General features: G+C 43.7%; 22 protein-coding genes. 13 read left to right on the top strand and 9 right to left on the bottom strand.

Annotated elements, in window-relative coordinates:
* Positions 1 to 7: 7 nt before the first annotated feature.
* The 3 genes from IHE35_RS09360 to ahpF all read left to right on the top strand — a co-directional run bounded on the left by IHE35_RS09360 (position 8) and on the right by ahpF (position 3,900).
* Positions 8 to 1,135 carry a toxic anion resistance protein gene (locus tag IHE35_RS09360; protein ID WP_242787141.1) on the top strand — a complete coding sequence of 376 codons (1,128 nt, stop codon included), beginning with the start codon at positions 8 to 10 and terminating at the stop codon, positions 1,133 to 1,135.
* 40 nt (positions 1,136 to 1,175) lie between these two features.
* Positions 1,176 to 2,096, top strand: coding sequence for a hypothetical protein (locus tag IHE35_RS09355; RefSeq protein ID WP_242787140.1), 921 nt, complete (start codon positions 1,176 to 1,178; stop codon positions 2,094 to 2,096).
* A gap of 238 nt (positions 2,097 to 2,334) precedes the next feature.
* Positions 2,335 to 3,900 carry an alkyl hydroperoxide reductase subunit F gene (ahpF, locus tag IHE35_RS09350; RefSeq protein WP_242787139.1) on the top strand — a complete coding sequence of 522 codons (1,566 nt, stop codon included), beginning with the start codon at positions 2,335 to 2,337 and terminating at the stop codon, positions 3,898 to 3,900.
* 268 nt (positions 3,901 to 4,168) lie between these two features.
* Here ahpF and IHE35_RS09345 read toward each other — a convergent pair whose 3' ends face one another.
* From IHE35_RS09345 to IHE35_RS09335, 3 genes are all read right to left on the bottom strand, one after another.
* A complete protein-coding gene (locus IHE35_RS09345) occupies positions 4,169 to 4,423 on the bottom strand; it encodes a YfhL family 4Fe-4S dicluster ferredoxin (protein ID WP_242787138.1) in 255 nt (84 codons plus the stop codon).
* A gap of 1 nt (position 4,424) precedes the next feature.
* Positions 4,425 to 5,834 (bottom strand): tRNA 5-hydroxyuridine modification protein YegQ, encoded by a 1,410-nt coding sequence (gene yegQ, locus IHE35_RS09340; RefSeq protein ID WP_242787137.1) that lies wholly within the window; start codon positions 5,832 to 5,834, stop codon positions 4,425 to 4,427.
* A gap of 127 nt (positions 5,835 to 5,961) precedes the next feature.
* Positions 5,962 to 6,378, bottom strand: coding sequence for a Cd(II)/Pb(II)-responsive transcriptional regulator (locus IHE35_RS09335; RefSeq protein WP_242787136.1), 417 nt, complete (start codon positions 6,376 to 6,378; stop codon positions 5,962 to 5,964).
* An 85-nt stretch (positions 6,379 to 6,463) separates the two neighbouring features.
* Between IHE35_RS09335 and IHE35_RS09330 the strand changes: the two genes are divergently transcribed.
* Entirely contained in the window at positions 6,464 to 7,078 is a 615-nt protein-coding gene (locus tag IHE35_RS09330) for a cation transporter (RefSeq protein WP_242787135.1), read from the top strand.
* Positions 7,079 to 7,141: 63 nt separating this feature from the next.
* On the opposite strand, the gene IHE35_RS09325 is transcribed toward IHE35_RS09330, so the two are convergent.
* Positions 7,142 to 7,921 carry a ferredoxin--NADP reductase gene (locus IHE35_RS09325; RefSeq protein ID WP_242787134.1) on the bottom strand — a complete coding sequence of 260 codons (780 nt, stop codon included), beginning with the start codon at positions 7,919 to 7,921 and terminating at the stop codon, positions 7,142 to 7,144.
* A gap of 105 nt (positions 7,922 to 8,026) precedes the next feature.
* Here IHE35_RS09325 and tsaA point away from each other — a divergent pair, with 105 nt between their 5' ends.
* Positions 8,027 to 8,734, top strand: coding sequence for a tRNA (N6-threonylcarbamoyladenosine(37)-N6)-methyltransferase TrmO (gene tsaA, locus IHE35_RS09320; RefSeq protein WP_242787133.1), 708 nt, complete (start codon positions 8,027 to 8,029; stop codon positions 8,732 to 8,734).
* 46 nt (positions 8,735 to 8,780) lie between these two features.
* Here tsaA and IHE35_RS09315 read toward each other — a convergent pair whose 3' ends face one another.
* Positions 8,781 to 10,040, bottom strand: a complete 1,260-nt coding sequence (locus tag IHE35_RS09315) for an MgtC/SapB family protein (protein WP_242787132.1) — start codon at positions 10,038 to 10,040, stop codon at positions 8,781 to 8,783.
* A 229-nt stretch (positions 10,041 to 10,269) separates the two neighbouring features.
* Between IHE35_RS09315 and IHE35_RS09310 the strand changes: the two genes are divergently transcribed.
* The 4 genes from IHE35_RS09310 (at position 10,270) to IHE35_RS09295 (ending at position 14,596) form a co-directional block, all read left to right on the top strand.
* Positions 10,270 to 12,027 carry a GspE/PulE family protein gene (locus IHE35_RS09310; protein ID WP_242787131.1) on the top strand — a complete coding sequence of 586 codons (1,758 nt, stop codon included), beginning with the start codon at positions 10,270 to 10,272 and terminating at the stop codon, positions 12,025 to 12,027.
* Positions 12,028 to 12,130: 103 nt separating this feature from the next.
* Complete coding sequence (locus tag IHE35_RS09305) at positions 12,131 to 12,493, top strand: NirD/YgiW/YdeI family stress tolerance protein (RefSeq protein WP_076753802.1); 363 nt, start codon at positions 12,131 to 12,133, stop codon at positions 12,491 to 12,493.
* A gap of 119 nt (positions 12,494 to 12,612) precedes the next feature.
* Positions 12,613 to 13,278: a response regulator transcription factor gene (locus IHE35_RS09300; protein ID WP_242787130.1), complete on the top strand. Its 666-nt coding sequence runs from the start codon at positions 12,613 to 12,615 to the stop codon at positions 13,276 to 13,278.
* A 7-nt stretch (positions 13,279 to 13,285) separates the two neighbouring features.
* The gene (locus IHE35_RS09295) at positions 13,286 to 14,596 is read left to right on the top strand and encodes an ATP-binding protein (RefSeq protein ID WP_242787129.1); all 1,311 of its coding nucleotides are present in this window, start codon (positions 13,286 to 13,288) and stop codon (positions 14,594 to 14,596) included.
* Positions 14,597 to 14,693: 97 nt separating this feature from the next.
* Here the strand turns inward: IHE35_RS09295 and IHE35_RS09290 are convergent, their stop codons facing one another.
* Positions 14,694 to 14,864, bottom strand: a complete 171-nt coding sequence (locus tag IHE35_RS09290; RefSeq protein WP_004815360.1) for a hemin uptake protein HemP — start codon at positions 14,862 to 14,864, stop codon at positions 14,694 to 14,696.
* A gap of 141 nt (positions 14,865 to 15,005) precedes the next feature.
* Between IHE35_RS09290 and IHE35_RS09285 the strand changes: the two genes are divergently transcribed.
* Complete coding sequence (locus IHE35_RS09285) at positions 15,006 to 15,905, top strand: thiamine phosphate synthase (RefSeq protein WP_242787128.1); 900 nt, start codon at positions 15,006 to 15,008, stop codon at positions 15,903 to 15,905.
* A 29-nt stretch (positions 15,906 to 15,934) separates the two neighbouring features.
* On the opposite strand, the gene IHE35_RS09280 is transcribed toward IHE35_RS09285, so the two are convergent.
* Together IHE35_RS09280 and mrcB are read right to left on the bottom strand one after the other, a co-directional pair.
* Positions 15,935 to 16,474, bottom strand: coding sequence for a tetratricopeptide repeat protein (locus tag IHE35_RS09280; protein WP_242787127.1), 540 nt, complete (start codon positions 16,472 to 16,474; stop codon positions 15,935 to 15,937).
* A 13-nt stretch (positions 16,475 to 16,487) separates the two neighbouring features.
* Complete coding sequence (gene mrcB / locus IHE35_RS09275; RefSeq protein ID WP_242787126.1) at positions 16,488 to 18,881, bottom strand: penicillin-binding protein 1B; 2,394 nt, start codon at positions 18,879 to 18,881, stop codon at positions 16,488 to 16,490.
* A gap of 226 nt (positions 18,882 to 19,107) precedes the next feature.
* On the opposite strand from mrcB, the gene IHE35_RS09270 reads away from it, so the two are divergent.
* Both IHE35_RS09270 and IHE35_RS09265 read left to right on the top strand, forming a co-directional pair.
* Positions 19,108 to 20,010 carry an NAD(+) kinase gene (locus IHE35_RS09270; protein WP_242789989.1) on the top strand — a complete coding sequence of 301 codons (903 nt, stop codon included), beginning with the start codon at positions 19,108 to 19,110 and terminating at the stop codon, positions 20,008 to 20,010.
* Positions 20,011 to 20,013: 3 nt separating this feature from the next.
* Positions 20,014 to 20,286 (top strand): DUF1315 family protein, encoded by a 273-nt coding sequence (locus tag IHE35_RS09265; protein ID WP_004815365.1) that lies wholly within the window; start codon positions 20,014 to 20,016, stop codon positions 20,284 to 20,286.
* A gap of 58 nt (positions 20,287 to 20,344) precedes the next feature.
* Here IHE35_RS09265 and IHE35_RS09260 read toward each other — a convergent pair whose 3' ends face one another.
* The gene (locus tag IHE35_RS09260; RefSeq protein WP_242787125.1) at positions 20,345 to 21,346 is read right to left on the bottom strand and encodes a glycosyl transferase family protein; all 1,002 of its coding nucleotides are present in this window, start codon (positions 21,344 to 21,346) and stop codon (positions 20,345 to 20,347) included.
* A 385-nt stretch (positions 21,347 to 21,731) separates the two neighbouring features.
* Here IHE35_RS09260 and IHE35_RS09255 point away from each other — a divergent pair, with 385 nt between their 5' ends.
* Positions 21,732 to 23,105, top strand: a complete 1,374-nt coding sequence (locus tag IHE35_RS09255; protein ID WP_242787124.1) for a dicarboxylate/amino acid:cation symporter — start codon at positions 21,732 to 21,734, stop codon at positions 23,103 to 23,105.
* Positions 23,106 to 23,146: the final 41 nt, after the last annotated feature.

Genomic DNA, 23,146 nt, shown 5'->3' with positions numbered 1-23,146 from the left:
GTGAACTATGACCAATCCTGATACTGTGAATCTGCCTGTCAAAAAAGAGAATGAAATTGCTGAACAGAAATTTCAGCAAATGGACCTGAAGGAATTGGGCTTGCAGCCTGAGGATTTTCAGGAAGTACTGGCAGTGCGCAAGGAATTGCAGGAAATGAGTCATAATGCCGTGGCAGAATACGGCAAGAATATTGCCAGTAAAACTGCGACCTATACTGATGAACTACTCAATCTGGTTCAGAACCGAGACCTAGATACAACCGGCCAGAAACTGAATCAGGTGGTTCAGGTGGCACAGCAACTGAATGCCTCCAGTATTCTAAGTAAAAACAAAACCTCAGGTTTCTTTGGTAATCTGCTTAACAAGTTCAAAGGTGCTAAACAGAACTTTGATAGCCATTTTAATACCACCAAAGAACAGATTGATGTACTGGTCAAAGAAATTGAGACTTCTCAATCTGGCCTGAAAGCACGCGTATCGACTTTAGATAAAATGTTTGATGGCGTGCAGGATGAATACAAACAGCTGGGTATTCATATTGCGGCAGGGCGTATCCGTGAACATGAATTACAGCAGGATATTGCTGCGCTGACAGCATTACCCCAAGATCAGACCACCACGCAGAAAATTTATGATCTGAATCATCTGGCCAATAATCTGGAAAAGCGGATCAGTGATTTGCAGGTATTACAGCAATCCGCGATGCAGACCTTGCCTATGATTCGCATTATTCAGTCCAATAATCTGATGCTGGTCGACAAGTTCTATGCCATTAAAAATATTACCTTACCAGCCTGGAAAAACCAGATCAGCCTGGCGATTTCTCTGCATGAACAAAAGAACAGTGTTCAACTTGCCAACAGTATTGATGATGCGACCAATGAGTTACTGCGCCGTAATGCTGATCTGTTGCATCAGAACTCCATCGACACGGCTCGTGCCAACCAGCGTTCAGTCATTGACATAGAAACACTTGAACATGTCCAGAATACCCTTATTAATACAGTTAATGATGTGATTCAGATTCAGAAAGAAGGCATGCAGAAACGCACTGAGGCAACAGCACGTTTAAAAGCTTTGCAAGATAATCTGAATTATCTGGTCATCGAATCGAGTGCAGACAGGTCGGAATAATCTTTAAGACCTGTCCCCGGATCTATTAGAGGAGTCAGGTTTGCCACCATTAGATGAGTATGCTGTAAATCCTCGCGAGATTGAGCAGGGCGTCGTTGCACTAAAAAAGCGTCAGAACCGTCTGACTTTACTTGGTGTAACGACTACCACCGTTGCTATTGCATCCTTGATTGGCCTGTTTCTACATCAGGAACTGGTCTATGGGTTCTTCGGACTCAGTACCGAAGTGCAGCAATTGCATCTACCGGTCAGTGTCGATGCCAATTTAGCCAGTATTGGTGATAGTCCAGACTATTTCTTTAGCCTATTAAGCTGGTTTGGCTGGCTGATTTTGAAATTGTTTGCTTCCTTCATCGGTGCATTCTTTGTCGTACACTTCCTGAAAAAAATCCGTTATTTCTATGTTCGCTTTCAGTCCTTTGTGATGAAATTTGTAGGCTGGCTGATTGCTTTTATCCTGATCTGGGGTGGACTGAGCTATTGGCAGCATGACCTGAATGGTGATCATGATGATGCATATCAAAAGGCGGTGTATTACGACAGCAATATTAATGACAGTGATATTGCCCGTTATTTAACGGATGCGGAAGATGTTAAAGCACCGGTGAAATCTTATTTGCTCGCCCAGACCGCTTTATTGCATGAACCAGCCGATTTATCAGCAGCCCGACCGCATGTTCTGCGACTGATTGAAGCAGAGAAAAGCGACAGACAATTTGAGCAATATGGTTTCAAGGCGGAGCAGTTGTGGACCATGCAACAGCAAGTCTATGGCAAGACCATGACTCCGGCAGCTGAATCGGTCAGTACTCAGGTACAACAAGCCAATCAGTTGACCGATATTGTTCAGGTGGTCATCAGTATTATAGTGGCTGTATCTGTGGTGATGAGTTTGATGTTCTTTGCATTGGCCAATGCCATTAAAAAACGTTCATTGCGGATTGAACAGCGGTTGCATTAAACCGATCAAGCTCCAGTCATGGAGCTTTTTTCATGGATTTATCTTTGTTGCGCGAAGTGGGTGAAACAAAGCTATTTAATGAAATAGCGATACGTCAATTTATTGAAATTATATTGAAAATAGCTCAATAATCTAAAAAAACGATCATTTGTATAAAAACAAACTGTTTTACCTGTATTTTGATTTATCCTATTATTCTTTCATCGAATAAATATTTACTCCTTTGGAGACGTTAGCTATGTTAGATCAAAATACAACAGCTCAGTTAAAAACCCTTTTAGAACGCCTTGAAGGTCCAATCGAACTGGTTGCAACGATAGATGCTTCGGATAAATCTGCAAAAATCAAAGAACTTGTAGAGGAAATCGCTGCACTGTCTGATTTGGTGACTGCCCGTTTTGATGGTACCAACAAACGTGCACCAAGCTTTGGTGTGGCAAAAGCCGGTGAAGAACCACGTGTGTACTTCGCAGGTCTGCCAATGGGTCATGAGTTCACTTCGCTGATTCTGGCATTGCTGCAAACTTCGGGTTATGCACCGAAAGTATCGAATGAAGTTCTTGAGTCGATCAAAGGTCTAGGAATCAAGTCTGACTTTGATGTGTTTGTCTCTTTAAGCTGTCATAACTGTCCGGATGTGGTTCAGGCACTCAACCTGATTGCGATCTATAATCCAGGCACAACAGCAACCATGATCGATGGTGCTTTCTTCCAGGAAGAAGTGGAAGAACGTAAAATCATGGCGGTACCAATGGTGTTCCAGGACAATGAACACATCGGTCAGGGTCGTATGACTTTGGAAGAAATCGTGGCGAAACTGGATACCGACTCTGCTGCCAAAGATGCGGAAAAGCTGAATGCCAAAGAAGCATTTGATGTACTGATTGTCGGTGGTGGTCCTGCGGGGAATACCTCTGCCATCTATGCAGCACGTAAAGGCATCCGTACCGGGATCGTGGCTGAACGCATGGGCGGTCAGGTCATGGATACCATGGATATTGAGAACTTCACATCAGTGCAAAAGACTCAAGGTCCTAAGTTTGCTGCCGAGATGGAAGCACACGTCCGTGAATACGGTGTCGACATCATGAACCTGCAACGTGTATCTGACATCAAAGGTGCGGATGAAACTGCCAACGGTCTGGTTGAAGTGACCTTGGAAAATGGTGCCAAACTTGAATCAAAAACCGTGATTCTGTCGACTGGAGCACGCTGGAGAGAGATGAATGTTCCAGGTGAGCAGGAATATAAAACCCGTGGTGTTGCGTACTGTCCACACTGTGACGGCCCACTATTCAAAGGCAAACGTGTTGCGGTGATTGGTGGTGGTAACTCGGGTGTAGAAGCTGCAATCGACCTTGCTGGTATTGTTGAGCATGTCACCCTGGTGGAATTTGATACCAAGCTACGTGCGGATCAGGTACTGCAGGACAAATTGAACAGCTTGCCAAATACCACGGTGATCAAGAATGCGTTATCAACAGAAGTGGTTGGTGATGGTTCACAGGTGACGGCTCTTAAATACAAAGACCGCGCGACTGATGAAGAACATACGGTTGAACTGGCAGGGATCTTTGTACAGATCGGTTTGTTACCAAACACGGATTTCTTAAAAGAAACTGCTGTTGAACTTTCCAACCGTGGCGAGATCGTCATCAATGACCGCAACGAAACCAATGTGAAAGGTGTATTTGCTGCCGGTGACTGTACCACAGTACCTTACAAGCAGATCATCATTGCAACGGGTGAAGGCGCGAAAGCATCCCTATCTGCATTTGATTACATCATTCGTTCGGGTCAGTAATAAAGGAAAGCACCTGGGTTCCCCAAAACCCAGGTGCTAGAACATCAATCGACTCTCTTTCTTATTTCCTTTTTACAGGAACTCCGGACGCTAACACCAGAGTTCCTTTTTTTATATTTGCGTTCCTTTATTTTAGATCAGCCAAAAGCATCCCCAATTGCTTCTGGCTGTTCTTTTCCTCTGCGCTGTTTTTGTTTTTAATTATTATTATGCCTTCCCCAAGGTTGTGCTTTTGATGAGCATAAAACATGCCACCTTTTAGTTTTATTTAAGAGCTGAATAAATTCAGTCCCTTAAATTTCTCCATCAATTGTTCTTTTGTCTCCACATGTTCCGGATGAGGCACAATGCACTCAATTGGACACACAGATACGCAGGTTTGATGATCATAAAAACCGACACATTCCGTACAGCGATTGACATCAATTTCGTAGATCTTGTCGCCTTCATAAATGGCATCATTCGGACACTCAGGCAGACACATGTCGCAGTTGATGCATTTATCTGTGATCAAGAGTGCCATTTTAGCCTGCCTGATAAGCGAGTGAAGATGCGGAAATATCAGCAGTCGATGTCGGTAAGTTACGGATCAGCAGGGCATAACTCATATCCACATCTGCTGGAATCGGAATTTCGACGATATGACCTGAACCTTTGGCATCTTCAATCTGATTGCCTTTACGGTCTTTGATTTCAGTCAAAGTAAAAGTAATGTTGCCCTTTGTGGTCATCAGTTCCAGTGAATCGCCGACTACAAAGCGGTTTTTCACATCAATCTTGATGTAATCACCATTGCGTTCCAGCACTTCACCACAGAAAATTTGATGATCAAAACTGGAAGAACCATTTTCATAGTTCTGATATTCACTATGTACATGGCGGCGCAGGAAACCTTCGGTATAACCACGGTTTGCCAGACCTTCTAACTGAGTCATTAAAGATGGATCAAATGGTTTACCAGCCAGTGCATCATCAATAGCTTTACGATAGATCTGTGCGGTGCGCGCGCAGTAGAAATAAGATTTCGTCCGACCTTCAATTTTCAGTGAATGCACACCGACTTTGGTCAGGCGTTCTACATGCTGAACTGCACGAAGGTCTTTGGAATTCATGAAATAGGTGCCATGTTCATCTTCTTCAGCTGCAAACATATCTTCATCGTTACGCTGCAGTAGAACCGGCTCGTCAAACTGGTGTTGCGCTACTTTATGGCTTTCATCCATATCTTTGGAGCAGCAGCCTGAATCCAGACTTTTCACTGGAATCACATCACCTGTGACATCTTCTTTGGCATCCAAAACTTTGTATTCCCAGCGACAGGCATTAGTGCAGGCACCTTGGTTGGCATCACGTCTATTCATATAACCAGACAGCATGCAGCGCCCGGAGTAGGCCATGCACAGCGCACCATGCACGAAGACTTCAATCTCCATATCTGGTACTTGCTGTTTGATTTCTTCAATTTCTTCAATCGACAGCTCACGTGACAAAATCACGCGAGTAAGTCCCATATTCTTCCAGAATTTTACTGTTGCCCAGTTTACCGCATTGGCTTGTACAGACAGGTGAATGTCCATATGTGGAAAATGTTCACGGACCAGCATGATCAGGCCTGGATCAGACATGATCAGTGCATCCGGTTGCATCGCCACTACAGGTTCAAGATCACGGATAAAGTTTTTCAGCTTGGAGTTATGTGGCTGGATATTCACCACCACATAGAATTTTTTGCCAAGATCATGTGCTTCTTTAATACCTATGGCCAGATTGTCATGATCAAATTCATTATTACGAACACGCAGGCTATAACGCGGCTGGCCGGCATAGACTGCATCTGCACCATAAGCAAAAGCATAGCGCATGTTTTTCAGTGAGCCAGCAGGTGAGAGAAGTTCAGTAACAGGGGTTATACTCATGATCAAATCGAAAGACATATAAAAAGTACGGCTTTTATTTTATTCATCTAAAAACAAGATTCAACCAAGTAAATCACTCGGAAATCATGGTTTTTGTTGATATTTTCAACATTATCTAATAGGTAAAACTGAAATAATAGGCAGTTTATTGACCTTCAATTTCAGACCGTTCCAAGGTTTTCAGGATCTGACAATGGTTAATCGTAGTCGGCGTATTACAGCTATTTCTTAGCTCGGAAAGCTGAGTTTTAAAAGCTGCTAATTCTTTCATTTTAATGGTAATATTCTGTAGATGCTGGTCAATGATATTGTTGACTACTGTACAGTTCTGCTCGGGATTTTGCTCCAGTTCGATCAAGGTCTCAATTTCCTTTAAGGACATATCCAGGTCACGACAGCGCTTGATAAAAATCAGCCTTTTAAGCGCTTCATTATCAAAATAACGATACTGATTATTTGCTCGAAAATTCGGCTTAATCAATCCTTTTTTCTCATAAAAACGCACTGTGTCTGTACTTAAATGTGACTTTTTGGCGATCTGTGAAATCAGATACAAAGACATATACACCTCGGGCTTGACCTTGGAGTTACTCCATAGTTTCTAATCACTGTATCGTATTTCGTATAAAAATACATCGGAGAATAATATGGTCTGTAGCTGTAGTCATGAACCGGCACCCATCAAGCCAAACAGCAAGTTTAGAATGGCTTTATGGATTGCCTTATGGATTAACCTCAGCATGTTTCTGGTAGAGCTGGTCGGTGGAGCCTATGCTCATTCTTCAGCTTTATGGGCCGACTCGCTAGATTTCTTTGGGGATGCAGTGAATTATGGGATTTCACTGGCTGTATTAGGTGCAAGCCTGTACTGGCGAGCCACTGTAGCCTTAATTAAGGGCCTGACCATGGCAGTCTTTGGTCTGGTGGTGATGGGGAAAGTTATCTATGCCTACCTGCTCGGTATTCCTCCTGAAGCCATCACGATGGGGATTATCGGAGCAATCGCTTTACTGGCCAATGTGATTACGGCTGTAATTCTTTATGCTTTCCGCGATGGAGATTCAAACATGAAGTCTGTGTGGCTGTGTAGCCGAAATGATGCAATTGGCAACGTAGCAGTCATATTTGCGGCCATTGGCGTATTTGGAACCGGCAGTTTATGGCCCGATATGATTGTAGCCATGATTATGGCTAGTCTGGGATTAACTGCAGGGTATCAGGTGGTGAAGCAGGCATTACAAGAACGTCGTACAACTGCATGATAAAAATTAATGCTAAATAAAAAAACCGGGCATAAACGCCCGGTTTTTTAGATTCAAGGAATCTTATTTTTCAACGAATGCACGTTCAATCACGTAATCGCCTAGAACACCCATACGTGGAGATTCTTTCAGACCGTGTTGGTCAAGAAGGGCAGCAACGTCATCAAGGAATGCTGGACTACCGCATAGCATTGCGCGGTCAGTTTCAGGGTTGAAACGTGGCAGACCGATTTTCTCGAACAATTGACCAGATTCAATTGCAGTCGTTACACGACCTTGAGTATGGAAATCTTCACGAGTTACCGTTGGGTAGTAAACTAGTTTCTCTTTCGCACCCAACTCACCAAAGAATTCGTGGTTTGGAATTTCGTTCAGAATCAAATCTTGATAAGCCAGTTCTGAAATGAAACGCGTACCGTGAACAACGATAATTTTTTCAAAACGTTCATAAGTTTCCGGATCACGAATCACAGAAAGGAAAGGGGCAAGACCAGTACCAGAAGAAAGCAGGTACAGGTTTTTACCAGGATTCAAGTCATCCAGAACCAGTGTGCCTGTTGGCTTGCGAGACACTAAAATCTCATCACCAACTTTTACTTTTTGTAGAATAGAAGTAAGTGGACCATCTGGAACTTTAATCGAGAAGAATTCCAGTTCTTCTTCATAGTTTGCACTTGCAATTGAATATGCACGCATTAAAGGCTTGCCATTGACCTCAAGGCCGATCATCACAAACTGACCGTTTTTAAAACGTAATGCAGTATCACGAGTCGTTTTAAAAGAGAATAATGTGTCATTCCAATGGTGGACGTGAGTAATCTTTTCGACGTTAAAAGCAGCCATTAAAGGTCTCAATAAGTTATCAAATTAGAACAGGTTGCTATTCTAAACCAAATTCATTCTCGATAAACTGAATATATTTAATTGAGCTTATCAGAAAAAGTGATTATGAAAGAACTGACTATACCTGTAATTGGTATAATGAAATCTCCTTATAAAGAAAAATTTGGTATTCCTCGTCAGCCCAATCTGGTGGAAGTGGAGTCTTATATTGAAATGCAGGGTCCTTATAATGATCTGCTGGCTTTTGAGGGGATTGAGGAGTTCAGTCATTTATGGCTGCTCTGGCAGTTTCATGACAATAAAAACCAGGAAAACAGCAAGTTCCGTCCACAGGTACGTCCACCACGTTTAGGTGGAAATCAGAAAATAGGGGTGTTCGCGACACGTAGTATGTATCGTCCTTCACCCATTGGTTTATCCGTGGTAAAGCTTAAAGAAGTGCAAAAAGTCGGCAAAACAGTCCGTGTTTATGTGACGGGCAGTGACCTTTTAGATGGCACTCCGATTGTCGATATTAAACCTTATATTCACTATTCCGATGCTGTGATAGATGCGCAAAGCGGTTATGCTCAGGAAGAGCCGGTACGTAAATATGTGGTTTGGTCAGAACAGGCAGAGCTGGAAAGAAATCAGTTAGTCAAAATGAAAGGCCTTTCGGAACAGATCATTCAGGAACTGGCAGAGGTTTTATCCCTTAATCCGCGTCCAGCCTATCAGGCGGATCCGGAGCGAATTTACGGTATGCGCTTTGCAGATTTCAATATCAAATTTATTGTCAATCAAACTTCTGTCCTGATTGTCGAGATTGAGTGATGGCTAAAGGGTTACGGTACTTATTACTTTATTTGCTCAAATGATTCTAAAGCTTTAGGGTCCACCATAAAATCCCGATCAAAACTGCCATATGCAGGATCTGCACCGGTACAAAATACATAGCATATTTGAATCCGCCTGACAGGGCGGCATTTACGGATTTTGCTAAAGCATGGGCTGCAAGGCCTATCAGTAGGGCCTGAATCAGCCGTGTATTGCTCGGGTCGCCCTGAATCACGACACTGGCCATAGCGGCATGGATCTCAAATAGTGAAGCCAGTAGAGTGCCTGCCAGCAAGCCGGCATCGCCAAGTACTAATTCCAAGCCATAAATCGCAGCCTGAATTAGCGTCAATGTGACAGCAATAATGACCGCTTCTTTTAGGCTGAAAATCCGGCTATCTTCTTCTTTTTCATAATTTTCTGGTGGTTTGGCTTTTCGCAACAATAGAAATGCACAGGTAGTCAGAATGGCCATTGCAACTAAAGAAGGAAGCAAAAGAATTTTAAGCCAGCTAAAAGATACTCCTCCGACCACAATGAACAGTAGCAATAAAGTCGAAATACAGGACATCAGTGCGGCACCGGCATTGGATCGGGCATCCATCTCACCTTTACGGACCTGTAGACCCAATTGGGCGATTGTCGCTGTGCTAGAAACAAAACCAGAAGCAATGGATGAAAGCATCAGGGCATTTTTTGTAGAAAGTAAGCGTTTGGCAATATGCGCCAGCGCTTGTACCACTAGAATTAAAGTTAGGAGTTTCAAAATCAGGTAGGGATTAAGCACCTTGCCCCACAGCGGTGTATCGGGTGTCAAAGGTAAACCAATCAATACCAAGGCCAGTAATAGCAAACCATCACGGAACTCAGCTTCAGTAATCCATTTTCCGGCAATGTTGTGCATAGAATGTTTGGCCATCAGGATCACGGTGATGAGTATTGCAATTCCGGCAGCCAGCGAAATATTCCACAGACAGATTGCTCCGATAAAATAGGTCATCACAAATGCGAGTTCGGTGGTAATACCAGGATCATCCGGCTGATTGCGGATAGAGGAAATCACCATGCCACCAATAATCAACGCGCCTACCAAACCGGTGATCATTCCGAATAGAAAGCAGATGGCTCCCAATAAGGCACAGATGGCAAATGAACGTAAGCCAGCAAAGCTGGGTTGTTGCTCCCGCTGTTTATGCCGCTCTCGTTCCAGGCCTATCAATAGGCCACAGCCTAATGCTGAAGTCAGGATAGTGAGCAGTTCCTGAAAGGAACTGTCATTCATAGGCACTGCGCTAAAATCCATATCCGGCCTCAGCTGTGAATAAGTAATTATTTTAAAAAGCTATCTCTAAAATATAGGCGATAAGCTAAAGGACGAACAAGAGAAAAAATGTGCGAGATAAGATAGTAGAAGAGAGCGGCTATATTCAAGATTTACCTCAGGCAGCAGAAACAGGCAGATGACACAGCAGGATAATGCGAAAAATAGCAAAAACTTGTTATAGTGAAGGCAAGTTTGGGGACCTATAACAATGAAATTTGACTTTGAAATTGATACCGCGTGGTGTCTGGAGCAACTTTTTAAAGACGGTAAGATTACTGACCGTGACCGTATGCTGATACAGACGACGCATCGTCAGCGTGAGCAGCTGAAATGGCATCCTTTACAGTGGATTGCCAATTTTAATCTGGTTGACCGTTCTCATCCCCAAAGCACACTTACCCTAAACCGTTTATGTCAGTGGCTGTCGGAAAAAACGAATCTGCCATTTTATATTATTGACCCTTTAAAAGCCGATGTTCAGGCACTTACTACGGTGATGTCACAGGAATATGCCTTGCGTAACCGTATTCTTGCTGTTGAAATCCAGCCAGACAAAATCCTGATTGCTACCGATCAGCCTTATAAAATGGAATGGGTGTCGAATCTACAGCAGAATATCAGCCCGCGCCGTATTGAACGGGTGCTACTGAATCCGGAACAGTTGCAGCGATATATTGTCGAGTATTATCAGGTTAGTCGCGCAGTCAGTGGATCACAAAAATCCTCGGCTTATGACCGTGAAAATAAGGGTGTAGAAGCACTTTTACAGTTAGGTGATTCGCAGAATCCGGATGCCAATGACCAGCATATTATCAAGCTGGTGGATTGGGTGCTGCAATTTGCTTTTGAGCAGGGTGCCAGTGATATTCATATGGAACCACGCAAAGATACCGGGAAAATCCGTTTCCGTATTGATGGTGTGCTGCATACCATTTATAAAATGCCAGCCAATACGCTTACTGCCGTGATTTCACGTATTAAAATTCTGGGCCGGATGAATGTGGCAGAAAAGCGCAAGCCGCAGGATGGCCGTCTAAAAACCCGTACGCCTAAAGGACAGGAAACGGAACTGCGTTTATCGACCTTACCCACCGCTTTTGGTGAAAAACTGGTAATGCGTATTTTCGATCCGGAAGTATTGGTACGCAGTTTCCAGCAACTGGGTTTTGAAGGCCACTTGCTGAATGAATGGAACACGCTGACCAGTCATAGTCATGGCATCATTCTGGTGACTGGGCCTACAGGCTCGGGTAAAACGACTACGCTGTATTCAACTTTAAAGCAGCTGGCGACCGAAGAGGTCAATGTCTGTACCATTGAAGATCCGATCGAGATGCTGGAGCCAAGCTTTAACCAGATGCAGGTGAATACTGGGATTGATCTGGGCTTTGCCGATGGTGTACGGGCATTAATGCGTCAGGATCCAGATATCATCATGGTCGGTGAGATTCGTGATCAGGATACTGCCAATATGGCCATTCAGGCTGCCTTGACAGGTCACCTGGTTTTATCCACGCTCCATACCAATGATGCACCGTCGAGTTTAACCCGTCTGCATGATCTGGGTGTACAACCGTTCCTGACTGCTGCAACGATTCTCGGTGTATTGGCTCAGCGTCTGGTACGTAAATTGTGTCCACACTGCAAAGCAGAAGGCTTTATGGATGAGCAGGAATGGCAGCATTTAGCAGCAGATTATCCATTGGCCCGTCCAGAATTTGTGTTCCGTCCAGTAGGTTGTGAGGAATGTCGTCATACGGGTTATAAAGGGCGTATAGGGATCTATGAATTTATGCCACTGAGTTTGGCAACCAAACAGCTGATTGGCGCAGATGCCAACTTGAACCAGTTACGTGCTCAGGCGAAAAAAGAAGGTGTAGAGCCACTTAGAATTGCGGGCGCACGAAAAGTCATTGAAGGTGTCACTACGCTAGAAGAAGTACTACGTGTAGTGCCATTGAATTAACTTTTAAAACACATTTTTGAAAATGAAGTTTTCTTAAGATTCAATTCATCTTCAGCTGTTTTAATAGCTTCATCGAAACAAGACAGCCTAAAAGGTACTGAATATGAAAAATATGACCAAAGCATTTGTAGCAGTGGCACTTATTGGTTCAGCAACAACTGCGACTATGGCAGAAAGTACAGTAAACCAAAGCGCTTTTGCCAAAACCGTAACTGTAAAACAAGCACTCACCATGAAAGATGACAGCAAGGTACAGATCAAAGGTCATGTGGTGAAATCAGTAGGCGACGAAAAATATCAGTTCCGTGACAACACAGGCAGCATCAATGTCGAAATTGATGATGAGTTATGGCAAGGCAAACCGATTTCTGCAAAAACATCAGTAACCATTATTGGTGAAGTAGATATCGATTACAAACCAGCGAAACGTGTTGAAATCGACGTTGATGAAGTGCGTTTCAATTAAGGCATTGGCGATAGCCGAATGACCTGACTAGAGAAAACCACATGCAATATTACAAAAAGCATGTGGTTTTTTTTGTTTAAAATTCATGATTATATGTTGAAAATAAGGGAGAATTCAGCATGCGTATTCTTTTGGCGGAAGATGATGCCTCACAGGCAGAAAGCATTCAGACCTGGCTGGAAATGGATGGCTATGTAATTGACTGGGTTGAACGTGGGGACCATGCCATTCTGGCGCTTGAACAGCATCAGTATGACTGTGTGTTACTGGATCGTGGTTTACCGCGAGCCAGTGGGGATCAGATTCTGACGACGCTACGTAAACTGCAGCAAGATACGCCAGTTATTTTTATTACTGCTCGAGACAGTATTGATGACCGGGTAGAAGGACTTGATTTAGGTGCCAATGATTATCTGGTCAAACCTTTTAGCCTGGAAGAATTGTCTGCACGAATTCGCGCCCAGATCCGCTTGCAGCAAAAAAATCTGAGCCATGTGCTGACTTGGGAAGACCTGCAGCTGGATATACAGGCTAAAACTCTGATTAAAGCAGGTGAAGTGGTGAACTTAACGGCCAAAGAGTTTCAGATTTTGCATAAATTGATGCAAAAGCCAGAGCATGTAGTGACCCGGGAACAGCTGGAAGAATCTCTCTATGCCTGGGGGGATGAAATTGAGAGTAATGCCATCGAGGTTTTTATTTATCAACTGCGCAAGAAAATTGGCAGTCAGATGATCAAGACCATACGTGGGCTGGGTTATCGTATGCATAAAGCTGAGGGATAGGTCAATTATGGCTCAAAGGATTTCACTGCAACACAAGCTGATCAAGAATGCCATGTATAGCTCCATTTTGGCGGGCTGTCTGGCCTGGTTGTTATTACTGGGCATTTCTGGCTATCAGTCTATGCAGATTCATGATGAACTGATGGAAGATATTGCGGAACTTTTACTTGGCGATGTGACTCAGTCCCAAGGTCACAATGTAGATGATATCAGTGAAGAGTTTGAGATCCAGTATCGACTTTGGCTGGATCAGGACCAGCTAACCACTTCCGAAAAGAACAATCTGTTGCAACATCAGTTACGTCATCAATCAGGGCTGCATTTTCAGTTTGAAGATGGACAGTTATTAAGAACTTTGATAGTTGAAGATAACGGGCTTAAAGTTCAGGTCATACAGCCAGTATCTATACGCTTTGAACAGATCTGGAATAGTATTTTAGGTTTTGGTTTAATCCTTCTAATATTATGGCTGGTGAAATGGTTGTTACTACATCTATTGATTAAGCGTCAGTTAAAGCCACTTAACCGGATTTCACAGGATATTGCCTCCAAATCCGCCCAGGATCTAAGTCCAGTTCAATCACCCGAACCGCAAATTGCTGAGCTACAACCCATCGTCAGTCAGTTAAACCGGATGCTGGCGCGGGTAGAGCAGTCCTTGAGTGCAGAACAGCGCTTTACTGCAGATGCTTCGCATGAACTCCGCTCACCCTTATCAGCGATTCAAATGCGCCTGCAGGTGTTAAAACGCAAATATCAGACTCATGAGACATTGTCTCAGGATCTGGCGCAGATTCAGAAAGATGTCAGTCGTGGTACTCAGATTCTGGAAAACCTCTTACTGCTGGCTCGACTGGACCCTGAACAAAATCATAACCTGCCACAACAAAAGGTGGATTTGCCTGAGCTTATTCAGGATGCTTTAAAAACACTCACGCCATTCGTAGAAGAGAAACAGCTGGACCTAAAACTTGAGCTAAATCCTGCTGATATTTCAGGGAATGCCGAGCTAATTTTCAGTTGCCTGCGAAACCTGATCGACAATGCCATCAAATATACGCCGTCTGCAGGTACAATTTTGATCCAGTGCCAGCATCAGGCGGATAAAACAGAAGTGGTGATTGAAAATTCAGGAGAGGGAATTTCTGAGGAAACTTTACAGCGACTGGGGGAGCGTTTTTATCGCGCTTTGGGCACTAAAACCCAAGGATCAGGTCTGGGATTATCCATCTGCCAGAAAATCATGCAATTGCATCATGGTGATATTCAATTTATGGCTTCTGATCTGGGCGGGTTAAAAGTCGTATTGCGCTTTTAGATCTAGAGTCAGGAAATAGTCCAAATAAGAAAAAAAAGCAGTACGCGCTGATTCATACTGCTGATGACCACGTTTATTATTGTGTGAGTTATTTTATTTATTTAGTGAGAATGAGACGATTATTTCGGGTCAAGCGTAGGCGGTATTCTTCACCGGCATGCATGATGCGAATTTCACGTCCGAGAGCAAACAGGTTATTTGAATGCAGCATTGGTAATGCATGATGAGCGTCATTGTTACGTGTAAACAGGCTAAAAGGTGCGTTCATTCCATCGACTCCGTGGTATGTGCTTGGATTGATTTAAATGATAATTATTATCGAATAGAGCTGTCAACGCTTAAATTTGCAATTCCTAAAAAATCCGCTATCACTTACAATTTGTAATATTTCCAGCCAGTTTATCTTCGTATGTCCAAAGTAAATATTCATGTCGCGATTGCCTTGTTATTTCACCAAAATCAGGTTCTGGTTGGCTGGCGGGAAGCGAAACAGCATCAGGGAAATAAACATGAATTCCCTGGCGGCAAAGTAGAAGAAGGTGAAACACCGCTGCAAGCCTGCCGTCGTGAGATCCAGGAAGAAGTCGGTATTGATATCGAGCTTTGGCATTCTTTCGATTTTATTTGTCATGAATATGAAGATGTGATTGTGCATCTGCATTTATTCCATGCCAGTGTAGCTGAAGCACAGTTAGCCCAGATTCAGCAACCCTGGAAGTGGTATAGCCGCGAGCAGTTACAGCAGCTGAATTTTCCGAAAGCCAATGCGGTGATTTTAAAAAAACTGTTATGGCCACAGATGATTAAAATCAGCAGTGATCTGGCAGATCTGCATCAGCTCGACAAAGTGCAAATGCTGTATTGGCGAGTTGACGCCAACGCAGAACATGCCGAGAAATTGGCAACCCTGCTAGCAGAACAATTATCCCAATTGATTATTAATCATGACTTATATCTGCTGCTGGATGAACAACAGCAACAGAGTATTCAGACTTTACATCTTAAACAGGCACAGTTGAATCAACTAAGTACAAGTGATCTGGTTATAGGGAAACGCTATATTGCTGCGTGTCATGATCAGGCATCTGCACAACGGGCAGAACAGCTGGGTTGTGAAGCAATTTTTCTGAGTCCTGTGCTGCCAACAGCAACTCATACAGAAGTAGAGCCACTGGGATGGACTGCCTTTGAGCAGATTGCCAAACAGATTCAGATTCCTGTGTATGCACTTGGTGGAATCAACAAAGAAGATTTGAGTCTGGCTCAATCCCATCATGCTTACGGGATCGCAGGCATTCGCGGGATATAAGTAAGTTAATTACTAAAAGTAATGGTTGCTTAAAGAGCGCTTAATGCCTTCTGTGCTTTTTGAATGGTTTGTGGATTCTTTTGCAGCTGACCTGCTTTGAGAATCACCCGCCAGAGCTGCTTTTTCATGGCATTACTTTGTGCATAGCTAAGGCCGCGCTGCGCAAACGCTTGCGCATTGGCGGGTTTATTCTTGCGGTTCGCCAGCATCCCTAAATACAGATAGGTTTCAGGAGACTGCGGTGCCAGTCGCTGTGCCTGTGTAACATAAGCTTCAGCCTGATCAAACTTTTGTGCTTTATACGCTGTCTGAGTCTGCTGCATCAATTTCTTGAAAGCAGGTAACTGACGGCCATCATCAAACTGCTGTGGTTTAGGTTTCTGCTGCGGCACGACCACTTTTTGACGTTTGATTTCAGGATGATCATAAGGCGTAATCACTACACCATCAGATTTCTGCACCCGTGGTTTTTCAGGTGCAGGCTTGGCTGGAGCAGATGGTTCCTGCTGTATGGACTGACAACCGACTAAAGCAACTAAAATTGAACCAATCAGGATTTTTTGAAACATATATCTCACTCAATTAGGGTGAATAACTACCGCTTGAGATAATACGTGTATTTTGTGAAGAATCACGTTGGTTTTCCGTTTCAGTTTCTTCAATCCAGATCCCAATTTCATCACTTTGATCATCAGAATCTTGAGGTTCTTCTGAATCAATCGTATGTGGGGCAGGGGCATAATGCGATGCGCCACAAGCAGTCGCCTGATTTGGCATGCTGTGACGAGTCAACGGAATATACATGGCACCTTCACAGCCTTGAGCAGACAAATGACCTGTCGCGCGATCGACCCATTGCCATTGTACCTCACCTGGTTGATGCAGATTCACTGGCTTCTGGCGTAGCTGCTTCATGACACTGGTCCATACCGGTAGCGCACCAGAGGACCCGGTCAAACCAGTAATCTTATTGTCATCCAGACCTAACCAGACCACAGCTAGGTAATTACCAGAATAGCCTGCGAACCATGAGTCACGGGTATCATTGGTTGTCCCTGATTTACCAGCCAGACCAAGATTGCGTGGCAGGGTATTATAAGCAGATTGGCCGGTACCGCTGCTCATGACCTGCTGTAAACCGTTGTTCAGGATATAGGCATAAGCCGGATCAATGGTCGGCTGAACCGTCAAGCCATAGCGATCGACCAGACGACCATTGGCATCGACCACTGAACGAATGGCTTTGACCGGATATTTAAAACCGCCAGTCGCGAAATTGCCATACAGACTCATCACTTCCATAGGTGACATATCTACCGCACCCAGATAAATGGAAGGGTAGGACGGAATATCAGAAGTCACACCAAATTTCTTCAGATGATTGATAAAGGTCGACATACCGAATTCCTGCGCCAAACGTACCGCGGACAGGTTATAGGAATTTGCCAGTGCCTGAGACATTGGAACCACACCATGTGGGCGGCCACTATAGTTTTTTGGTGTCCAGTTCTTACCATCACTTTTAATACTTAGTTCGCTATCTTCGATCGGGCTGCCCCAATGATAACGGTTCGATTCAATCGCGGTCAGGTAAATCACAGGCTTTAATAATGACCCGACCTGACGTTTGGCATCCAGGGCGCGGTTAAAGCCAGTAAAGTCCTGGGTCGAACCAACTGCGGCAACCAGTTCACCATTTTCTGGATGAGTGACCAGCACCGCACCTTGCAGATCTTTTAAGCGTTTCGGATTTGATCTGCTTAAGTTCGCCACTGTATTTTTGAAGCTTTGCTGAATACGGGTCTGTGCCAATGGATCTAAAGTGGTAAAGATGCGTAGGCCCTGATTGGTAATGTCGCCTTCCTGATATTCGGTACGCAACTGACGACGCACAATATCCAGGAAGTCAGGAAAACGTGCCGGACCCAGGGTTGGTTTTGTAATGACATTGAGAGGGCGTGCCTTCTCGGTTTCGTATTGGTCTTGAGTCAGATAACCCATGACCAGCATATTGTTCAGCACAATATCACGACGTCTTTTCGCCGATTCAGGGTTACGCCATGGGTTATATAGGGAAGGACCTTGTACCAGACCAACCAAAAATGCCTGTTGGGCAATATTTAATTCGCGCAGCGGTAGACCAAAGTAGAATTGGGAAGCCAGACCATAACCATTAATAGAATAATTGCCGTTTTGACCCAGGTTCACTTCATTTAAATACGCTTCTAGAATTTCATCTTTGTCATAATGTAATTCAATCAGCATCGCCATAAAGGCTTCATTGACTTTACGCTTGATGGTGCGTTCTGGCGTCAGATAGAAGTTCTTAACCAGCTGTTGCGTCAAAGTTGAACCGCCCTGACGGGTACCACCGGTGACATTACTGACCACTGCTCGCGCCAGGCCACGGATAGAAACACCATGGTGACGGTAGAAATTACGGTCTTCAGTGGCAATCAGAGCTTCAATCAAAGGTTTAGGTACTTTATTGAGTTTAATCAGCACCCGGTCTTCATTATGCTGTGGGTAAATCCCGCCAATTAATAAAGGTTCCAAACGGGCAATCCCGGACGTAGAGGGCTTAGTCGCACTCACATCAGTAATCTGTTCGCCATTGAAGCTGACTTTCAAAATCTGTTCAGGCTCAACCCGGTCACCAAAATCAAAACCACGGGTATGTACATATAAAGTATCACCAGAAGTCACATAACTTCCGGACTTGGTATAGCTTTCAGCACTCTTATATCCGAGCAGTTTAAGCTCTTCCTGAAGATCCTGTTGGCTGACAGGTGCATTGACATAGATTTCCATCGGACGCGCAAAGACTTTCGCAGGAATGTCCCAGCGCTGGCCTTCAAATTTGTCACGTACAATATTATCCAGACGAATCAGATAGATACTAAAGGCAACAAATGCAGAAATGACCAAAACGGAAAAGATTAAGGCAATAAACCCCAAACCACGTTCATACTTCATAAATGATGATAAGAGTCTGTAAAATTCTGCTAATCATGCGAAGCTTTTAGGGAATTTGCAATATTTAAAGAGAAATTGATTAAAAAATGTCAATTAAAAAATACACTTAGTCTGCAGAATATTATTTCTGACTTGTTCTACTTATACATAAAAACAAGGGAAAATTGTCAACGAGCCAGAGCTTAATGCTATTATAGTGACGATTCGTAGCGGAGCGACGAGACTGGTGCTAATTTCACATAAGACATTTCGAAATATCGGGTTAGTAGGACGTCCTGATAAATCTTCAGTAGTTGAAACCTTATGTCTTATTCATGATCATTTGTTGAACTTGGGCCTGCATCCTGTGTTTGATGCAGATACCGCTGCATTGGTACCTTATGAAAATACTCAGACGGTAAGCCGCGCCTTGCTTGGTGAGGTGGTCGATCTGGTTATTGTGGTTGGTGGTGATGGTTCATTGCTCCATGCTGCCCGGGCACTGGTCAAATATAATATTCCTGTCATCGGTGTGAACCGTGGCCGCTTGGGCTTCCTGACGGATATCAAGCCAACAGAAGTCATTTTTAAGCTGGATCAGGTACTCAAAGGTGAGTTTCAGCTTGAACGACGTTTCCTGTTAGAACTGGAAATCCGTTCTAAAGGAGAAATCATTCATGATGCGATTGCTTTGAATGATGTCGTGCTTCATTCTGGTAAATCGGTGCACATGATCGACTTTGAGCTGAATATTGATGGACAATATGTCTATCGTCAGCATAGTGATGGTCTGATCGTATCGACACCAACAGGCTCAACTGCTTATGCACTGTCTGGTGGTGGTCCAATTGTGCATCCAAGCATGGATGCGATTGTGCTGGTACCTATGCATCCGCATACCCTGTCATCTCGACCGATTGTGGTCGGAGGGCATAGCGAAATTAAGCTGGTGATTCGTAAAAATCGCGTGATGCCGATGGTCAGTGCCGATGGACAGCACAGCGTCTCTTTGAATGTGGGAGATACTGTCCACATTCGCAAGCACCCATTTAAACTGCAACTCTTACATCCACCGGGTTATGACTTCTATATGGCGTGTCGAACCAAACTCGGCTGGAACCAAGACTTTGATTATCAGAATCGGGATTAAATCATGAATATTGAACAAATGCTTTCTATGCTCAATCCTGAGATTGTAGACCGACTGCGTACTGCGATTGAAATTGGTAAATGGCCGAACGGTGTGGCATTGACGGAAGAGCAGCGTCAGACGTGTATGCAAGCCGTGTATGCCTGGGAAATTAAACATCTGCCTGAAACTGAACGTAGTGGTTATATCGACCGCGGTACCAAAGAAGAAGGTGAAGAATGTGATGATGATCATCACAAGAATGAACCGGAATTCAGACCCATTCGTTTCGTTTAATTGAAACCAAAAAGACCACAAACGTGGTCTTTTTAATGTCTGAAATAATTGATTTTTTTCAAACCGAAAGACGGGTATTCCAGAGTTCTTTAGCTTTCTGCATCGCTGCTTCATAAGTGTCACATTTGCCCATGGTATATAGCGCAATACCGATAGTTTCAACCACTGCGGTTTCGCCATACTCATGCGAACGTTGACCATCCCAGACTTCTTTAAATACAGCCAGATTCAGCTCTTCTTCAATCGGACTGCGATTGTCTGTCAGTTTAGGCAGTTCGTGTTCATACAGCTCGCCATTCTTGATGCCGCAGATCAAAGTTTTGGCATCAGGGTTGCGTTCAAACTCGCCACCTTCACCTTTAATCACAGCACTATTTTGATAACCGAGCTGAAAAGCGGCACGCTGGTGTGAACCACGATAAGCCGGATGGAAAATGGCCTGTAAAGTCGCTTTGGCATTGAATGGATTAATCAGGCGCGCCAAAGTATGAATAGGCGAGCGTAAACCCATCACATTACGTAGTCCGATCAGTTCAGCCAGGATAGGTGAAATCACATCCAGAGGCAGATAAGCAAAATGTCTTTCTTCCAGCCGCTGTTCCACTTCAACATCACTCTGACAAATAGAATAGCCTAAGTATTCTAATACCTGTTCGGTATACACCCGATTCAAAGTATGCCCAGCTGCACCATGCATGACAATATTGTAGCCATGCTTGGCCAGGGTGAGGGCAGACAGGATAAACCATGGATAATGCTTGCGCTTGCCAGCATAAGATGACCAGTCCAAGTCTACATCCAGAGCTTTAAAATTAAGCTGATCTCGGGTTGCCTGAACAAAACCTGCCAGTTCTTCGACGGATTCTTCTTTTACGCGCAGTAGCATCAGGAAGGCACCTAGCTGTACATCCAGCACTTCATTTTTCAGGATCATACTGAAGGCTTGATAGGCCTCATCATAGCTGAGCGAGCGTGCACCATTCTTTCCTTTACCAACAATACGAATAAACTGGGCAAAAGGATGTTCGGCATCTTTATAAATATTTCGCTTTGTGGTCATGGGCATAGATCAATCATGTTCATCAAGTATTGGCATATTTTACGCTGATATTGGTATTTCACTGCCTTATTTTGCAGGATTATTATAGGTTAATAAGACTATAGTCTAAGACATATTGTTTATTATTTAATCAAATTTAACATTTGAGCTGGAACAAAAGTTGAAAAAATGGTTAAAATTTCTCTTGATTCTTTGTGTTTGCTTCATCTCCTGATCAATGCACTAACTTCTGCTGAAGAGCGGTGTTCCTGTAATTGTTAAACGTACATACACAATCTATTTTCGGTATCAGATTAATTTCTTGATACGTAAGCACTTTTTTGTTTAAGGCAATGAAGTATTGGATGCTTATTTTCTTAAATAAGTGAAAACTGAATATTGCTTCTTGTTAGAAGTATATTGTGAACTAAGGTCATGGCTAAAAAAACCTATTTATAAGTCATTTTATTTTCAAGTGATTGTTGCCATTATTGCCGGTATCCTTGTGGGTCACTTCTCACCAAGTGGTACACAAATTATCAATGGTGTTGAGCAATATGTTCCTGGTTTGGGCGAGCAGCTAAAACCATTGGGTGATGGCTTTATCTGCCTGATCAAAATGATTATCGCACCAGTAATTTTCTGTACTGTGGTGAGTGGTATTGCCGGTATGGAAAGTATGAAGTCTGTCGGCAAGACAGGTGGTATTGCTTTACTGTACTTTGAAATCGTATCGACGATTGCTTTAGTCATCGGTCTGCTTGTGATCAATATTGCCAAACCTGGTGTTGGTATGAACGTTGATCCAGCAACTCTGGATACGGAAGGGATCTCGAAATATGTTGCATCAGGTGAGTCACAATCGACCATCGATTTCTTCATGAATATCATTCCAAACACGGTAGTGGGTGCATTTGCTGAAGGGGAAATCCTTCAGGTACTGCTATTTGCTCTCCTGTTTGGTTTTGCCCTGCATCAGCTTGGAGATAATGGTAAGCCAGTACTGAAGTTCATTGACCAGATTTCACATGTATTCTTTAACATCGTGAACATGATCATGAAGCTTGCGCCTATTGGTGCGTTCGGTGCCATGGCATTTACGATCGGTAAATATGGTATCGGTACACTGGCGCAGCTGGGTCAATTGATTCTGTGCTTCTATATCACCTGTATCCTGTTTATTTTCATTATTCTTGGTTCGATTGCACGTTTCACTGGCTTCAGCATCATGAAGATGATTCGTTTGATTCGCGAAGAATTGCTAATTGTGCTGGGTACATCATCATCTGAATCTGTATTGCCACGTATGCTGAAAAAGCTGGAACTGGCAGGTGCAGAAAAATCAGTAGTAGGTCTGGTCATTCCAACAGGTTATTCATTCAACCTGGATGGGACTTCTATTTACCTGACTATGGCGGCAGTCTTCATCGCCCAGGCGACCAATACCCAGCTCGATCTATCTCATCAGATTACCCTGTTATTGGTACTGTTGATTTCCTCTAAGGGTGCTGCAGGGGTAACAGGTTCTGGCTTTATCGTAATGGCTGCAACCTTGTCTGCAGTAGGTCATATTCCGGTAGCGGGCTTGGCACTGATTCTGGGTATCGACCGTTTCATGTCTGAAGCACGTGCTCTGACCAATCTGATTGGTAACTCATTGGCGACTCTGGTTGTTGCAAAATGGGTCGGTCAGCTGGACAAAGAAAAACTGGATTATGCATTGAATAATCCGGCAGAAATTGATGAATTAATGCAGAAAGAAGGCATTAAATCTCACTGATCTCAGTCTGTTTAAAAAAAGGAAGCTTCGGCTTCCTTTTT

The sequence above is a fragment of the Acinetobacter sp. ASP199 genome, assembly GCF_022700675.1.
Taxonomy (GTDB): domain Bacteria; phylum Pseudomonadota; class Gammaproteobacteria; order Pseudomonadales; family Moraxellaceae; genus Acinetobacter.
This window is presented reverse-complemented; position numbering and strand designations above follow the sequence as displayed.

Excerpts from the sequence above, each read along its gene's own strand:
- IHE35_RS09360 (WP_242787141.1), top strand. The coding sequence starts at position 8 with ATGACCAATCCTGATACTGTGAATCTGCCTGTCAAAAAAGAGAATGAA.
- ahpF (WP_242787139.1), top strand. The coding sequence starts at position 2,335 with ATGTTAGATCAAAATACAACAGCTCAGTTAAAAACCCTTTTAGAACGC.
- IHE35_RS09345 (WP_242787138.1), bottom strand. The coding sequence starts at position 4,423 with ATGGCACTCTTGATCACAGATAAATGCATCAACTGCGACATGTGTCTG.
- yegQ (WP_242787137.1), bottom strand. The coding sequence starts at position 5,834 with ATGTCTTTCGATTTGATCATGAGTATAACCCCTGTTACTGAACTTCTC.
- IHE35_RS09335 (WP_242787136.1), bottom strand. The coding sequence starts at position 6,378 with ATGTCTTTGTATCTGATTTCACAGATCGCCAAAAAGTCACATTTAAGT.
- IHE35_RS09330 (WP_242787135.1), top strand. The coding sequence starts at position 6,464 with ATGGTCTGTAGCTGTAGTCATGAACCGGCACCCATCAAGCCAAACAGC.
- IHE35_RS09325 (WP_242787134.1), bottom strand. The coding sequence starts at position 7,921 with ATGGCTGCTTTTAACGTCGAAAAGATTACTCACGTCCACCATTGGAAT.
- tsaA (WP_242787133.1), top strand. The coding sequence starts at position 8,027 with ATGAAAGAACTGACTATACCTGTAATTGGTATAATGAAATCTCCTTAT.
- IHE35_RS09315 (WP_242787132.1), bottom strand. The coding sequence starts at position 10,040 with ATGGATTTTAGCGCAGTGCCTATGAATGACAGTTCCTTTCAGGAACTG.
- IHE35_RS09310 (WP_242787131.1), top strand. The coding sequence starts at position 10,270 with ATGAAATTTGACTTTGAAATTGATACCGCGTGGTGTCTGGAGCAACTT.
- IHE35_RS09305 (WP_076753802.1), top strand. The coding sequence starts at position 12,131 with ATGAAAAATATGACCAAAGCATTTGTAGCAGTGGCACTTATTGGTTCA.
- IHE35_RS09300 (WP_242787130.1), top strand. The coding sequence starts at position 12,613 with ATGCGTATTCTTTTGGCGGAAGATGATGCCTCACAGGCAGAAAGCATT.
- IHE35_RS09295 (WP_242787129.1), top strand. The coding sequence starts at position 13,286 with ATGGCTCAAAGGATTTCACTGCAACACAAGCTGATCAAGAATGCCATG.
- IHE35_RS09290 (WP_004815360.1), bottom strand. The coding sequence starts at position 14,864 with ATGAACGCACCTTTTAGCCTGTTTACACGTAACAATGACGCTCATCAT.
- IHE35_RS09285 (WP_242787128.1), top strand. The coding sequence starts at position 15,006 with ATGTCCAAAGTAAATATTCATGTCGCGATTGCCTTGTTATTTCACCAA.
- IHE35_RS09280 (WP_242787127.1), bottom strand. The coding sequence starts at position 16,474 with ATGTTTCAAAAAATCCTGATTGGTTCAATTTTAGTTGCTTTAGTCGGT.
- mrcB (WP_242787126.1), bottom strand. The coding sequence starts at position 18,881 with ATGAAGTATGAACGTGGTTTGGGGTTTATTGCCTTAATCTTTTCCGTT.
- IHE35_RS09265 (WP_004815365.1), top strand. The coding sequence starts at position 20,014 with ATGAATATTGAACAAATGCTTTCTATGCTCAATCCTGAGATTGTAGAC.
- IHE35_RS09260 (WP_242787125.1), bottom strand. The coding sequence starts at position 21,346 with ATGACCACAAAGCGAAATATTTATAAAGATGCCGAACATCCTTTTGCC.